The following is a 13,779-nucleotide window of genomic DNA, read 5'->3' on the forward strand; positions in this document are numbered from 1 at the left end:
TATCAATCAATTAACTTTTTATACATCCAAATTTAAATGAACATGAAAATATTCAAATTTAACAACAGCGAGCAGGCTGAACAAAGGCTGCCTTATATAGGCCCGCTCATCTTCGGAATTTTAATGGCCTTATGGCTGGTGATTCCTAAAATGATTAGGTTTTATGACCAAACAGCCGGTATCGTGGATCCGGGAATCTGGATCCTCATTCTACTCTCTTTAATCTCCTTTATGTTAATAGCCGCTTTAAGCTGGTGGTTATTGAACAGGTTTTGGGTGTCATTGGGTTTACCAGCCCTGGGCACCATGGTTTTACAATTTAATACACTAACGTTATGGCAACAATTAGGATTTTACTGGCTTTCATTTGCTTTGCTTCTATTGGCAGCAGTGTTATGCCTGATCGGCATTTGTTAAGCGCTCCTTCGGTGCTTGCGGCACACGTTGTTGCACCGCTTCGAGGGGTAGCCCAGTCGCCACTCTTGCCAATCCTGCCGCTTGCATTGGCTGAGCTGGGGGTAAGGGAACTGAGCGGCAATAATGATGGCCCCCGGGTGGAAACTTACCTTGCTGCAGTCGGATTGAAAAAGGGGCAACCCTGGTGTGCTGCTTTTGTAAGTTGGGTGTACCAACAGGCAGGTTATCCGAAACCCCGAACGGGCTGGTCACCGGCCTTATTTCCTGCTTCCCAATTGGTGAAAAAAAGTAAACCGGGGGTGGTCTTTGGCATCTATTACCCGGAGTTGAAAAGGATTGGCCATTGCGGGTTTGTGGTCAGCTTAACGCCCAATTGGCTGCTTACTGTGGAGGGCAATACTAACGGTGGGGGCAGCAGGGATGGTGATGGGGTTTATCGTAAACGCAGGCATGTGAAAGCGGTGCATGCTTATGCTGACTGGAGGACTAAAACCGATGATTAGGGCAGGGCTCTTAGTCTTTTTGTGTCTCTTGATGCATGGATGTGCTTTAATGACTGGTTTGAAAAAGGAGCAGCAGACAGCGAAGTTGTCGTCTGAAACGGAACTTGACCTGAAGGTGTCAAATAACCTACAGGAAAACCGCTTGTTGCTGAACTTGGTGAACCGAAAGGATTCTACGGTGACTAATGCGCAGCTGGAAATTTGGCCGAAAGGCAGGTTCAGCTTTTCGCCGGAACATGGTTTTGTGGGGGAGGCTGAGCGGCTAAAATGGCATGGGCAGGAAACAAGTGCCGCTACCCAGCAACAACAATTCACATTGACTTCGGCGCTGGAAAAAGTAGAGGTTTTGGATGTGGATTTGAAACAACAGCAGAAAGTGCAGGCGCAGGTAAAGACCAGTCGCAGTTCATGGCAAGGATGGCTATTGCTCTTGTTGCTGGTGGTGCCTGGCCTGTATATCGCCCTCCGCCATTGGAGGAAGTATTGAATGTTTAAGGCGCTATACTATCTGTTTTTACTGCTCCATCACGTTTATAATTGGCCATGATGACACCGGAATCGGTAACCAGGCTTTCTACCAGCGTAAATGTTGCTGGAAAGGCACCGTCGTTAAACAGCTTTTTGCCCTTGCCAAGTATAATGGGATGTATGTTGAGCCAGAACTCATCTACCAGGTCATGTTTAAGCAACAGTTGAACAAGCTTACTGCTGCCCCAAATTTTTAGGTCAGCATCCCCTGAGTTTTTGAGTTTTTCGATATCTGCTAAACTTTCCAGGATGACTGAGTTTTTCCAGTCTGTACTTTTTAGCGTCTTTGATAAAACGTATTTTGTGACCTCCTGGAAATCTGGCCAATAGTCTGCATGTGATGGCCAGTAGCCCTCAAACATTTCAAAAGTTTTTCGACCCAATAGTAAATCTGTAGGTTCCAGCTGTTTTTCCATCGTCTCACCCGAATCCTCATAATCATAAGAAGAAGACCAACCACCATATTGGAAACCACCCGATGGATCTTCCTCCGGTCTTCCTGGCGACTGCATCACACCATCTAACGTGATAAATGATAAAACGATTATTTTTCTCAACTTATATCTATTTTATACTCTATAAATATCGCAAAAATGTGGTAGTCTAAAAGACGAAAAGACGAAAACTTGAGGGGCTAAATACAAAATCGTTGATTTGAACATGTAGCAGCAGGTAAAACGCATTGCGGAGGATTATGTCTTTTTATCAAACTATCGATCTCCGTTTTCTGTTTGAACGTTATGAAGAAAGCTGATAAGGATCTTTCCGGCTTTGTCCGGGTACGTGGCGCGCGGGAGCATAATCTGAAGAATGTAAACCTGGATATCCCCCGCGATGCATTAGTGGTTTTTACTGGTATTTCTGGTTCAGGGAAATCTTCTCTAGCCTTCGGGACTTTATATGCTGAAGCGCAGCGACGTTACCTGGAGTCGGTATCGCCTTATGCCCGAAGGTTATTTAACCAAATGGCGATCCCCGAGGTAGATGAGATCCAGGGCCTGCCACCGGCGGTAGCTTTACAACAGCAGCGTGGCGCAGTGAGTACACGCTCGTCTGTGGGCAGCGTTACAACTTTGTCCAACTTACTACGCATGCTGTATTCCCGTGCCGGCGATTACCCGCCGGGGCAACCGATCATCTATGCCGAAGCCTTTTCTCCGAATACGCCCGAGGGTGCTTGTACAGAATGCCATGGCTTAGGACGCGTTTATGAGATCACGGAAAAAACCATGGTTCCGGATGATACCCTTACCATCCGCGAGAAAGCGATAGCCGCCTGGCCCTCGGCCTGGCAGGGACAGAACCTGCGGGATATCCTGATCACGATGGGTTATGATATCGATATTCCCTGGAAAGATCTCCCCAAAAAAGACAGGGACTGGATATTGTTTACCGAGGAGAAGCCGGTTGTTCCTGTCTATTCCGGTTATAGTCATGAAGAGATTCTGCGCTTCATCAAGAATAAACGCCAGCCAGATTATATGGGTACTTTTACTGGCGTGCGCAGCTATGTACGCCACACTTTTGCAAATAGCCAGAGTGCCCTTATGAAAAAACGGGTTGCACAATATATGCTGAGCAGCGAATGTCCGCTTTGCAAGGGCAAGCGTCTTCGCCAGGAATCATTAGCGGTGAAGTTCGCCGGTTTCGATATTGCCGAACTGTCACGTCTGGCCCTGGATAGACTAGCCATGATTTTTGCGCCTTATGCCACTGGGGATGCTAGCGTATTAAAACGACTGCAAAAAAATCATCCGGAAAAAGTGGTGGTGGCAAAACGTATCGCGGAAGATTTTCTTTCCCGCTTGCAAGTGATGCTGGATCTGGGTTTGGGTTACCTGACCGTTGAACGAAGCACGCCGACCTTGTCTCCTGGTGAGCTCCAGCGCCTGAGGTTAGCCACACAGGTACACTCCAACCTGTTTGGCGTAGTCTACGTGTTGGATGAGCCATCAGCAGGCTTGCATCCGGCAGATACAGAGGCCCTGTTAACAGCCTTAGATAAGTTGAAAGCTTCTGGTAATTCTTTATTTGTTGTGGAGCATGAGATTAATGTAATCAGGCATGCTGACTGGATTGTGGATGTGGGGCCTGAAGCCGGCGAGCGGGGAGGTCAGGTTTTGTATAGCGGCCTACCGGAAGGTTTGCGTGAAGTAAAGGAATCTTTGACCAGGCATTACCTTTTTGAGGACGCTGTTAGGGTGACCAGCGAATTGAGAATTCCGAAGGCCTGGCTAAGTCTGGAAGGCGTTACCCGGAACAACCTTTCGAACCTAAAAGTTGCTTTCCCCTTAGGGGTGTTATGCAGCGTGACCGGGGTTTCAGGTTCCGGCAAAAGTAGTCTGGTCAGCCAGGTGCTGGTGGAATTGGTTGCCGAACAATTGGGCCTGCAGTTGGATATGACCGGTGATAAGGAAACAGACCCACTGATGGAGCAAACCGAAATGCTTCCAGTTGGTGGCAGAATAGTCGATGGAATGACAGGAATCAAAAGACTGGTAGTGGTAGATCAAAAACCTATAGGTCGCACACCGAGGTCCAATCTCGCTACTTATACAGGCCTCTTCGATCATGTGCGCAAATTATTTGCCGCCACTCCTGCAGCTAAAACGAGGAAGTTTGATGCTGGACGCTTTTCTTTTAATGTGGTGAAGGGCCGCTGCCCACATTGTGAGGGAGAAGGTATGGTAATGGTGGAGCTGTTATTCCTGCCGAGTGTCTATACACCCTGTCCCACCTGCGGTGGAACTCGTTATAATTCCAAAACGTTGGAGGTGTGTTACAAGGATAAAAATATCGCCGAAGTGCTCCATCTGACTGTGGACGAAGCTGCTGACTTCTTTAAGGAAGAACCGTCAATTAGCCGGGCACTGGAGGTAGTGCGTGAGGTTGGCCTGGGTTATCTGCGTTTGGGACAGCCTGCTACTGAGTTATCTGGCGGCGAGGCTCAGCGCATTAAATTGGCAACGGAATTGCAGCGTGTTCAACACGGACAGACGCTTTATGTGCTTGATGAACCCACTACAGGCCTGCACCCTTCGGATGTGGAACGTTTGCTCCTACAATTGAACCGCCTGGTAGACGCTGGGAATACGGTAATTCTGGTTGAGCACGATATGGAAGTGATCGCCGCCAGTGACTGGGTGATTGACATCGGGCCGGCAGCAGGCGAGGCAGGCGGGCGGATCGTAGCACAAGGCACTCCTGAAGTCATTGTAAAAAATAAAGTTAGCCGTACCGGACCATACCTGGCAAAGTATTTACGTGGAATTGCGGTATAAGTGAAAAGGCTATGATACTGCTACCGGGGCTTGCTTACTTTCATGGATTGGGTATAGCCCTTGAAATTTCTATAGAAACTGCTGGAACTTTTGACCTGGATGCGGAGCTGAAAATCTGGGTATCCAGTGAAACGGTTCCAAGCATCCGCAAGAAATTTAACAAATCAGTGAATATTTTTGAAGTTCAAAAGGTACTGTCCCATCATGTGCTCCGGTAGCATCTGCTCAAAACCGTGGGTAAACTATCAACTAGACTAAAACGGGAGATATAAACACGGGCAAATTTAAAGACGCATCGATTACTTATACTTCCGCAGAACAGATCAACATTGATGATTTAGCGCGCTGGTTAGAGAAGGCGAAGCATATATAGTGGGATTATAAAAACCTGGTGAAGAGAAAAGGCGTTTTAGAACGCCTAAAATAGCGCCTATTTTGTTTCGCTAGCGCTTGTAATTTCGTCAACAACTAAAGCAATTGCGCCATCACCTGTTACATTACATGCAGTACCAAAACTATCCATTGCGATGTAGAGTGCGATCATTAATCCTATCATCTCTTCGTTAAAACCCAGCATAGATTGTAATATTCCCACAGCTGCCATAATTGCGCCACCAGGAACACCAGGTGCTGCAACCATTGCAATTCCCAGCATAAATATAAAACCTGTGAAAAGTGTGAAATCAAAAGGCATTCCATTTAAAATCATTAATGCAATTGCACAAGCCGTAATTTTCATAATACTTCCAGACAGATGGATCGTAGCACATAAAGGAATTACAAATCCAGCAATTCTTTCTGAAACCCCATTTTTTAAAGTCTGCTCCAGCGTAACAGGAATAGTAGCTGCCGAAGACTGAGTACCCAATGCTGTAAAATATGCTGGCATCATGGTTAGCAATAGTTTAAAAGGATTCTTCTTTGTAACAGCTGCTGCAATAAGGTATTGTATTAATAATAATAAAATGTGTAGGGCAAAAATTACTCCAATAATGCTTATAAATACAGAGAGGATGGGAACAACTTTTCCGCTATAAGACATACTTGTGAATATCCCCAATATGAATAATGGTAATAATGGAACAATTACGTTTTCTATGAGTTGCATGATGATCTTCTGGAAGTCATTCACCACTAATTTTAAGGTTGATTTCTCTTGATAGGAAACCCCCAAGCCAATAACAAAAGCTAGAAACAGAGAAGTCATAACATCTAAAGCAGGGGGAATGCTAATACTAAAATAAGGTGTTAGTTCACGACTGGAACCTCCTACCTGAGCGATATCATTTGCATGAGTAGCCAAAAGTTTTGGAAATATTCCTGCTGTGACAAAATAAGTGCTAAAACCGGAAAATAAAGTCGAGCCATAGGCGATAGCAACAGTAAGCAATAATAATTTGCCAGCGCTTTTGCCTAAATCAGAAATAGCAGCCATAATTAATCCTATGATGATCAATGGAATGGCAAAATTTAAAAACTGTCCAAATAAATCATTAAAGGTTGTAAATATCCTGTTTACAGATTCGGGCAAATAGCGTCCGAAAACAATACCTAGAACTATGGCAAGAAAAATTTTAAATAATAGGTTCGAAAATAAACGCTTTAACATAGGTGTTGAATGGTAAAAGACTACAAAAGTCTTGATATAGATTGTTTTTTAATTCGCAAATATACTGGTTTGTGAAGATTTCCTTAAAGGTCTAACCACCTATTATGCCTTATACTGCCCTTTATGCCTTACAATGAAGGATATACTTACACTGTAAATAAATGCAGTAAGGAAAATTACGCCATGTAAGTGGGCGAAAGAGCAGATATTGTTGTGTTCGTGTCTCGCTGACAATAAAATTTAACGAACAAGTAAGCAGTTAAAAAAGAGAATTTAAAACATTTTGGCAATCTTACTGCTTAAAACAGTAATAAAAAGCAAGCTGAATAATTAAAGTATGAAGATTTTTCAAATAACAATTTCACTAAGAGCAAGAAAGAGGGGGTTTCACCTCATCACTGAGGAAGTATTTAGCGCTTTACCAGAAATTAAAAAAATAAAAGTTGGGGTTTGTCAGGTCTTTATCCAACATACTTCGGCTGCGCTCACCATCAATGAAAATGCAGATCCAACTGTGAGAAAGGATTTTGAAATGTTTTTTAACAAAGCTGTGCAAGAAAACGATCCTGATTATGAACATGATTATGAGGGAGCTGATGATATGCCTGCACACCTGAAGTCTTCACTTCTGGGCAGTTCAGTAAGTTTGCCGGTTAGTAATGGAAAGCTCGCATTAGGCATATGGCAGGGGATTTACCTTTGTGAACATCGTGATGAAGGCGGTAAAAGAAATATAGTGATAACTGTCTGGGGTGATGACTTCCACTAAAAACCAGCATATGTGTTCTATTGTAACACCGTTTTCCATCTTGTGTAATTTGATTAAGCAAATGTCCAGCAATTGGTCAACAAGGGTGTAGCCGATTTAGGCTAATGTGTAGTCGATATAGGCTACTGGTTCACAATAAAGTTAAACCATTGTTGTCATCATAGAAAAAGCCTTAAATCGAAAGATTTAAGGCTTCTTTTTTTAAATATAACAGTGAATACTATCGGGTACTTATCACCTTACAAACTAATGCTTGCAATAGCATTTTCTAAAGCATGTTCCCCCAAGCTCGGGATTTTAATACCTTCTGCACGGATAATTTTCACATCTGTCATTCCAATAAGGCCGAACACGTGTTTCAGGTAGGGCCCATTAAAGTCATATGCTTGAGCTGGCCCATCAGAATACACGCCACCCGATGCCATAGCGATATAAACTTTCTTTCCTTTGACCAGGCCTTCAGGACCATTTTCTGTGTAGCGGAAAGTAACGCCAGCCCTCACAATATGATCGATCCAGGCTTTCAATGCAGAGTGGATGCTGAAGTTATAAAACGGAGATCCCACAACCAGGTAATCGGCATCCATCAACTGACTGATCGCCTTGTCAGAATATTTAATCGCTTCTTTGTCGTCCGCTGTAAGCTCTGCAGTAGGCGTTAAAAATGCCTGGAAATGTGGGGCATCCAGGTGAGGATAGTTTTCATCAATTAAATTGATTTCCTGTACAACTGCACCTGGATTTTCTTCAACAAGCCTGTCAACTATAGAGCGGCCAAGTTTAATGGAGTAAGAAGCGTCATCTCTAAAACTTGATATTAAATGAAGTATCTTTTTCATGTCTTTTATTTTTCTTCAAAGTTATTCTATAGCGATATAAAAAGGATACTACTTTCCTAAAGGATAGCGGTATCCTTTAGGAAAGTCCTTAGCTTTGTATGATGAAATTGATTTTTGATGAGAAGATACCTGCAAAGGAGGAATGTTTAGTAAACGTAAACGCGATACGTGATGCACTTTTTGTTTTAAATGGGAAATGGAAGCTCCTGCTCATCTTTACACTGTTGGAGAAATCAAGACGTTTCAATGAGATCCAGCAGGCTGTACAAGGTATTACACCAAAAATATTATCAAAAGAACTAAAAGACCTGGAAGAAAACGGTTTTGTGAAAAGATGCGTTTATCCTACCACGCCTGTTACTGTGATTTATGAAATCACGCCTTACAGCAGCACCCTAAAAAGCGTATTGAATGAGCTACAATTGTGGGGGACCCAACATCGGGATATGATCATCAAAAGTATGAAAAAGAAGAACGCGGTAACCCCGAACGATTAGCGCTAACCTTCACCATAAATAAATCCTAATCTTATTCCCTTTACTCAGCTTTAAGCATATATTAGTAAAAAATAAAACCATGGGATTATTCTCCGCCTTAATGGGCAATGCCGGTGCAGTCAACCAGGATGAGTTAAAGAAAAATTACGGATTACTGTTAACCGATACTGAAGAAATAGAGTTTGGCTTTAAACTCATCAGGGATACATTCATCTTCACCAACAAAAGGCTGATTATTGTTGATGTGCAAGGGTTAACCGGCAGCAAAACCGAGTTCCTTTCTGTTGCATATAAGTCCATATCCAGGTTTAGCGTAGAAACCGCAGGAACTTTTGATTTGGATGCAGAACTGAAAATCTGGGTATCCAGTGAAACTGTGCCTAGCATCCGCAAGAAATTCAATAAATCAGTGAATATCTTCGAAGTACAAAAGGTACTTGCCCATCACGTGCTTCGGTAACGACAGCTTATAGATGATACAACGATAGCTATGGAGGTTCTTGCCATAAAAAATAGCGATAAGGTAGCGTTTGAAAAAACCTACTTAAGCTGGCATGCCAAAATTTACGCCTATTTTATGCTGAAAACTAATTCCACCTACATGGCAGAAGAATTAGTGCAACTCACTTTTATCAAGCTCTGGAATTTCAGACACACCTTAAATACTAGCCTTCCAATTGAAGCGCAGCTTTTTACCATTGCCAGAACTACCATGCTCGACTTTTTGAAAAAGCAAGCAAACCAGCAGCGGTTAGTGGAAGAAGTTAGACCCGAAGTAATCAATCATATTGAACCCGTTTGGGAATTTGACGATAGAAACCAGCTTCACTACCTCATCGATACTCTTCCACCCATAAGAAAACAAGTGTTTTTACTAAACAGGTATGAAGGTTATTCTAACCATGAAATTGCTGTAAAACTAGCCATTTCTGTAAGAACGGTAGAAAAGCATATATCTCTTGCCATTAAACAGTTGAAATCTAAATTATTATTTTTCCTTATTTCTTTCCTCCATTACGTGTATTTCAATTTCTGATCGTATTGTAGGTTAGAGAATGTATGAACGTAACTGAAGATTTAATCCGACAATTTTTTCTGGGTAAATGCAATCAGGCAGAAACGACTGCCGTTTTAAAGTATTTGGAGGAAAATCCAGCTGCTTTAGCGCAGTATATGGGGAAATCTGAATGGGATGAAATCACAGCAAAAACGACTCAGCCGCTCCCTTTGGTGCAACGTGAAAGAATGTTTAATCACATCAATCAGGAAATTACTAAACGTTCAACATTTAATAAACTGCCTTACCAGTGGTCGATAGCGGCAACCATCCTTCTTTTTGTGTTTTTCGGTTTAGGGCTTTATTTTAATGATGGGGAGAAACAGCCGCTTCAGGCTAAACTACATCAAAATGAAAACACCTGGCAACAGATTAAAAACCCTGGCGCCAAACTCATTCACCTGACCCTAAAAGATGGTACCAAGGTTGAATTGTATCCAAATTCTCAAATTAGCTATCCAGCAACAGCTTCCACCAACAAAAGAGAAGTGCAATTAACCGGTAAAGCTTTTTTTGTGGTCGCAAAAGATAAAAAGCGGCCTTTCACAGTCATTTCCGACGAAGTTTCTACCACAGCACTGGGTACACAGTTTATAGTCGAAGCATTAAAAGAAAATGCAACGATTAGAGTTGCACTTTTTGAAGGGCGTGTGAGGATAAATTCACTAAACACGCTGCTTAAAAAAGCAAATGACCTCGTTTATTTAGCGCCTAATCAGGAGTTTATTTATGAAAAACGAACTGGGCTCACCCTATTACAAAACTTCAAGAAATCACCTGAGCAATTAAAAGAACAGATACTGATTAAAGAAAGTCTGGTGAAGCATAAAGATTTCAACATCTACTTTGTACGCGAACCTATTGAAAAAGTGTTTGCGGCAGTCGAACAAGCTTACCAAGTCCAGCTGATCTACCCTAAATCTGCATTACAGGACCATTATTTTAGTGGTTCCTTTAACATAAAGGATGATAGCCTGGGCCGCGTGTTACGCATCCTTTCTGAAACAAATAAACTACATATAATAAAAACAAAATCAGGCTATAAAATCACCAAAAAGCACTGATCCATTTCTAACCAATTAATAAATCCGTTTTATGAAAAAAATCCAACTTTTAATTCCCTTTAAAAGGTTGAGGCATGTTACATGTCTCCTTTTTATGTTATTAGGGTACAATTTCCTGGCCATAGCCCAGGATACTAACGCATCACTTTCCGGAATAGTGGAAAGCGACAAAGGCGGCACCTTACCTGGTGTATCTATTGATGCAAAAAATGATGTGACGGGCGAAAGGAAAATCGCTTTAACGAATGAAAATGGTTTGTTTAAAATTCAAAGTTTAAATAGCCAGCAAACTTATACGATTACTTTTTCCTATATCGGATTTGAATCTCATATCGTGAGAAATTACAAATTTAAAACTGGTGAGCAGGCTTCGCTGCTGGTTAAATTAAAGGAACAATCCAATACCCTGGAGCAGATTGTGGTTACGGGTTATTCTTCGCAACGTAAAAAAGATTTAACGGGTGCAGTTTCCATTATCAATGTAAATGAAGCCAAAACAGTTCCGGTGGCGGGATTAGACCAGGCATTACAAGGTAAAGCTGCTGGTGTTAATGTGGTTGGCGATGGTCAGCCAGGTGGCGGTGTTTCTGTGAGGATCCGTGGTTTTAGTACCATTGGTAACAACGATCCTTTATATGTTATTGATGGCGTACCTACCACTTCTGGCATCAGCATGATTAATTCGGCAGATATTGAATCGATCCAGGTTTTGAAAGATGCGTCTTCTGCTTCTATCTACGGATCGCGTGCAGCAAATGGTGTTGTCATTGTAACGACTAAAAAAGGTACTCGTGGTAAAACCCAAATTGCTTATGATGGAATGGTGGGCGTACAAAATGTAAGCAATACCCCCGATTTATTGAATAGTCAGCAATTTGGCGATGCTTATTTCCAGGCTTTAAAAAATGGTGGCATCACGCCAAATCACGTATTATACGGTAATGGCGCTAATGCAGTTGTTCCCGAATTTTTGAATGCGGCAAAAACCATCCGTTCTGGCGATACCAAATGGTTTGATGAGATTTACCGTGCTGCAATTGTACAATCACATAACGTGATGTTAACAAGCGGATCGGAAACAGCAAGACAGGCTTTCTCTGCTGGTTATTACAAACAAGATGGTATATTAAAACATACTGATTTTACCAGGTATTCTGTTCGTTTAAATTCAGATTATAACATTCTGGACCGCGTTAAAATTGGTGAAAACATTGGCGTTTCTTATGCTGAACGTACAGGTGCCAATTCAAACCTGGCCATTGGTGGGGTAACTGGTGATGCTTATAAAGCGCATCCGATGACTAATGTTTACGACATTAATGGCGCTTTTGCTGGCCCGGTAAGTGGATTAAATGATATCAGAAATCCATTGGCAGCACTTTTTTATAATAAAGACAATACAGGTAAAACCTTAAGAATTCTGGGTAATGTGTTTGCAGAGGTTAGTCTATTAAAAGGGTTAACTGCAAAAACCGACTTTGCCATGGATTACAACACGTTTAACCAAAGGTCTTATAGTTCTAAGTACAATGAAGGCCCTATTACCAGTCAGGCAATCAGTAATTTAAACCAGCAGAACATCGTTTCCAAAACCTGGACCTGGTCTAATACCTTAAATTATAATGCCACCATCGACAAACATGTATTTGATATATTAGCGGGTTCTGAAGCTATCCGTTATTACTCGGAATTCTTTACAGCATACCGTGATATTTTCCCTGTTGATATTTTAGATGGCCAATACCTCGATGCTGGTCAGGGCTTACCTAAAAACTCTGGCTCTGGTATAAAATCGACCCTTTTCTCTTTGTTTGCAAAAGCTAACTATACTTTTAACGATCGTTATTTGTTTTCTGCAACCGTACGTAGAGATGCTTCTTCTAAACTTGCTGATGGGTATAACACACAAGTATTCCCTGCGTTTTCTGCTGGTTGGAGATTATCTGAAGAGGATTTTATCAAAAATAGCCTGCCTTTTGTGAGCAATATGAAACTTCGTTTTGGTTGGGGACAAACAGGTAACCAAGAAATTGCGCCTTATGCAGCTTATTCTTCGTTTGGGTTAGACTTGTATAACACCACCTATGACATGAACGGGAGCAACACCAGTTTGGTTCCGGGTATTGCGCAAAAACGTTATGGAAATGACCAGTTAAAATGGGAGACCACTACGCAAACCAATTTTGGTATTGATTTAGGCTTATGGGATGAACGTGTGACCTTAACTGCTGATTACTTTAATAAGGATACCAAAGATCTATTGGTGCAACCTAAACAACCGGCTGTTTTCGGACAAGCTTCTGCGCCCTACATCAATGGTGGTTCCATGAACAATAAAGGTATTGAGATTGCCGTAAATTACTTAAGCGACAGAAATAAAGCTTTCAGGTATGAAATAGGCGGGAACATTGCTTTCATCAAAAATAAACTGACTTCTTTAACAGGCGATATCTCGTATATTTCTAGTCCGGCAAGTAATAACTTAAGTCGTGGGTTAGAATTACAACGTACCACTGTGGGTCAGCCAATTTCATCTTTTTACGGACACCAGGTTGTTGGGATCTTTAAAACTGCTGAAGAGGTTGCTGCTGCACCTTCGCAAACTGGTAAAGGTGTTGGGCGTATCCGTTATGCTGATTTGAATAACGACAATATCATTAATGCCAATGACCGTACTTTTCTGGGCAGTCCTATTCCAACAATGACTTATGGAATTAACCTGAAAGCAGATTATAAGGCTTTTGACATGAGTGTTTTCTTTCAGGGAGTTACCGGAAACAAGATTTATAACTTCATGAAGTACCACAATGATTTTTTCTTCGATCAGTTTAACAAAAGCACCAATATCTTAAATGCATGGACGCCTGACAATTCAGGTTCAATGGTACCTGCTTTAAGCACTGTAGATGCAAATAATGAGCTGAGACCTAGTACGTATTTCATTGAAAGTGGTGCTTATTTAAGATTGAAAAATGTACAGATAGGTTATACGCTACCTGGCGCAATTGCTGAAAAAATTCACGTAGCCAAACTAAGGGTATTTATACAAGGCCAGAACTTACTGACTTTTACCAACTACACGGGTTTAGATCCTGAGGTGGGTATGCAAAACTACAGTTCTGATAACAGGAACTTAGATATGGGTGTTGACCGTGGTCTCTATCCTAATTCACGCACCTACACATTTGGTTTAGGCTTGACATTTTAATTGATAA

Annotated in this window: 15 protein-coding genes; 11 read left to right on the forward strand and 4 right to left on the reverse strand. The window is 41.9% G+C overall.

Features of this window, described 5'->3' with window-relative positions:
- Positions 1-42 precede the first annotated feature (42 nt).
- The 3 genes from IWX76_RS00540 to IWX76_RS00550 are packed head-to-tail and all read left to right on the forward strand — an operon-like array spanning position 43 to position 1,407.
- A complete protein-coding gene (locus IWX76_RS00540; protein ID WP_334640857.1) occupies positions 43-417 on the forward strand; it encodes a hypothetical protein in 375 nt (124 codons plus the stop codon).
- Positions 336-920 carry a CHAP domain-containing protein gene (locus IWX76_RS00545; protein ID WP_196857911.1) on the forward strand — a complete coding sequence of 195 codons (585 nt, stop codon included), beginning with the start codon at positions 336-338 and terminating at the stop codon, positions 918-920. The genes IWX76_RS00540 and IWX76_RS00545 overlap by 82 nt, the downstream gene beginning before the upstream one ends.
- Before the next feature lie 58 nt (positions 921-978).
- Entirely contained in the window at positions 979-1,407 is a 429-nt protein-coding gene (locus IWX76_RS00550; protein ID WP_196857912.1) for a hypothetical protein, read from the forward strand.
- Positions 1,408-1,411: 4 nt separating this feature from the next.
- Here IWX76_RS00550 and IWX76_RS00555 read toward each other — a convergent pair whose 3' ends face one another.
- A complete protein-coding gene (locus IWX76_RS00555; protein WP_196857913.1) occupies positions 1,412-2,005 on the reverse strand; it encodes a dihydrofolate reductase family protein in 594 nt (197 codons plus the stop codon).
- A gap of 383 nt (positions 2,006-2,388) precedes the next feature.
- Entirely contained in the window at positions 2,389-2,541 is a 153-nt protein-coding gene (locus tag IWX76_RS17995) for a hypothetical protein (RefSeq protein WP_334641344.1), read from the reverse strand.
- On the opposite strand from IWX76_RS17995, the gene uvrA reads away from it, so the two are divergent.
- Positions 2,540-4,729 carry an excinuclease ABC subunit UvrA gene (gene uvrA, locus IWX76_RS00560; protein WP_334641332.1) on the forward strand — a complete coding sequence of 730 codons (2,190 nt, stop codon included), beginning with the start codon at positions 2,540-2,542 and terminating at the stop codon, positions 4,727-4,729. The two genes, IWX76_RS17995 and uvrA, sit on opposite strands and share 2 nt — an antisense overlap.
- An 11-nt stretch (positions 4,730-4,740) precedes the next feature.
- Positions 4,741-4,947, forward strand: a complete 207-nt coding sequence (locus IWX76_RS00565; protein ID WP_196857915.1) for a PH domain-containing protein — start codon at positions 4,741-4,743, stop codon at positions 4,945-4,947.
- Positions 4,948-5,159: 212 nt separating this feature from the next.
- Here IWX76_RS00565 and IWX76_RS00570 read toward each other — a convergent pair whose 3' ends face one another.
- Positions 5,160-6,338, reverse strand: coding sequence for a dicarboxylate/amino acid:cation symporter (locus IWX76_RS00570; protein WP_196857916.1), 1,179 nt, complete (start codon positions 6,336-6,338; stop codon positions 5,160-5,162).
- Between the two features lie 337 nt (positions 6,339-6,675).
- Here IWX76_RS00570 and IWX76_RS00575 point away from each other — a divergent pair, with 337 nt between their 5' ends.
- The gene (locus tag IWX76_RS00575) at positions 6,676-7,107 is read left to right on the forward strand and encodes a secondary thiamine-phosphate synthase enzyme YjbQ (RefSeq protein WP_196857917.1); all 432 of its coding nucleotides are present in this window, start codon (positions 6,676-6,678) and stop codon (positions 7,105-7,107) included.
- A gap of 239 nt (positions 7,108-7,346) precedes the next feature.
- Here IWX76_RS00575 and IWX76_RS00580 read toward each other — a convergent pair whose 3' ends face one another.
- Positions 7,347-7,946: an FMN-dependent NADH-azoreductase gene (locus tag IWX76_RS00580; protein WP_196857918.1), complete on the reverse strand. Its 600-nt coding sequence runs from the start codon at positions 7,944-7,946 to the stop codon at positions 7,347-7,349.
- Positions 7,947-8,044: 98 nt separating this feature from the next.
- On the opposite strand from IWX76_RS00580, the gene IWX76_RS00585 reads away from it, so the two are divergent.
- The 5 genes from IWX76_RS00585 to IWX76_RS00605 all read left to right on the forward strand — a co-directional run bounded on the left by IWX76_RS00585 (position 8,045) and on the right by IWX76_RS00605 (position 13,772).
- Positions 8,045-8,443, forward strand: a complete 399-nt coding sequence (locus IWX76_RS00585; protein WP_334640862.1) for a winged helix-turn-helix transcriptional regulator — start codon at positions 8,045-8,047, stop codon at positions 8,441-8,443.
- Between the two features lie 79 nt (positions 8,444-8,522).
- Positions 8,523-8,903 (forward strand): PH domain-containing protein, encoded by a 381-nt coding sequence (locus IWX76_RS00590; protein ID WP_196857919.1) that lies wholly within the window; start codon positions 8,523-8,525, stop codon positions 8,901-8,903.
- A gap of 30 nt (positions 8,904-8,933) precedes the next feature.
- Positions 8,934-9,479 carry an RNA polymerase sigma factor gene (locus tag IWX76_RS00595; protein WP_196857920.1) on the forward strand — a complete coding sequence of 182 codons (546 nt, stop codon included), beginning with the start codon at positions 8,934-8,936 and terminating at the stop codon, positions 9,477-9,479.
- Positions 9,480-9,502: 23 nt separating this feature from the next.
- Positions 9,503-10,564: a FecR family protein gene (locus tag IWX76_RS00600; RefSeq protein WP_196857921.1), complete on the forward strand. Its 1,062-nt coding sequence runs from the start codon at positions 9,503-9,505 to the stop codon at positions 10,562-10,564.
- Positions 10,565-10,658: 94 nt separating this feature from the next.
- Positions 10,659-13,772, forward strand: a complete 3,114-nt coding sequence (locus IWX76_RS00605; RefSeq protein ID WP_196857922.1) for a SusC/RagA family TonB-linked outer membrane protein — start codon at positions 10,659-10,661, stop codon at positions 13,770-13,772.
- Positions 13,773-13,779 lie beyond the last annotated feature (7 nt).

Origin of the sequence: Pedobacter sp. CAN_A7, from assembly GCF_015752175.1 — a bacterium.
In the GTDB taxonomy this organism is placed as follows: domain Bacteria; phylum Bacteroidota; class Bacteroidia; order Sphingobacteriales; family Sphingobacteriaceae; genus Pedobacter.

What these genes read in the sequence shown, in the direction of transcription:
- IWX76_RS00540 (WP_334640857.1), top strand. Translation starts at nt 43, where the DNA reads ATGAAAATATTCAAATTTAACAACAGCGAGCAGGCTGAACAAAGGCTG.
- IWX76_RS00545 (WP_196857911.1), top strand. Translation starts at nt 336, where the DNA reads ATGGCAACAATTAGGATTTTACTGGCTTTCATTTGCTTTGCTTCTATT.
- uvrA (WP_334641332.1), top strand. Translation starts at nt 2,540, where the DNA reads ATGCTGTATTCCCGTGCCGGCGATTACCCGCCGGGGCAACCGATCATC.
- IWX76_RS17995 (WP_334641344.1), bottom strand. Translation starts at nt 2,541, where the DNA reads ATGCGTAGTAAGTTGGACAAAGTTGTAACGCTGCCCACAGACGAGCGT.
- IWX76_RS00565 (WP_196857915.1), top strand. Translation starts at nt 4,741, where the DNA reads ATGATACTGCTACCGGGGCTTGCTTACTTTCATGGATTGGGTATAGCC.
- IWX76_RS00570 (WP_196857916.1), bottom strand. Translation starts at nt 6,338, where the DNA reads ATGTTAAAGCGTTTATTTTCGAACCTATTATTTAAAATTTTTCTTGCC.
- IWX76_RS00575 (WP_196857917.1), top strand. Translation starts at nt 6,676, where the DNA reads ATGAAGATTTTTCAAATAACAATTTCACTAAGAGCAAGAAAGAGGGGG.
- IWX76_RS00580 (WP_196857918.1), bottom strand. Translation starts at nt 7,946, where the DNA reads ATGAAAAAGATACTTCATTTAATATCAAGTTTTAGAGATGACGCTTCT.
- IWX76_RS00585 (WP_334640862.1), top strand. Translation starts at nt 8,045, where the DNA reads ATGATGAAATTGATTTTTGATGAGAAGATACCTGCAAAGGAGGAATGT.
- IWX76_RS00590 (WP_196857919.1), top strand. Translation starts at nt 8,523, where the DNA reads ATGGGATTATTCTCCGCCTTAATGGGCAATGCCGGTGCAGTCAACCAG.
- IWX76_RS00595 (WP_196857920.1), top strand. Translation starts at nt 8,934, where the DNA reads ATGGAGGTTCTTGCCATAAAAAATAGCGATAAGGTAGCGTTTGAAAAA.
- IWX76_RS00600 (WP_196857921.1), top strand. Translation starts at nt 9,503, where the DNA reads ATGAACGTAACTGAAGATTTAATCCGACAATTTTTTCTGGGTAAATGC.
- IWX76_RS00605 (WP_196857922.1), top strand. Translation starts at nt 10,659, where the DNA reads ATGTTATTAGGGTACAATTTCCTGGCCATAGCCCAGGATACTAACGCA.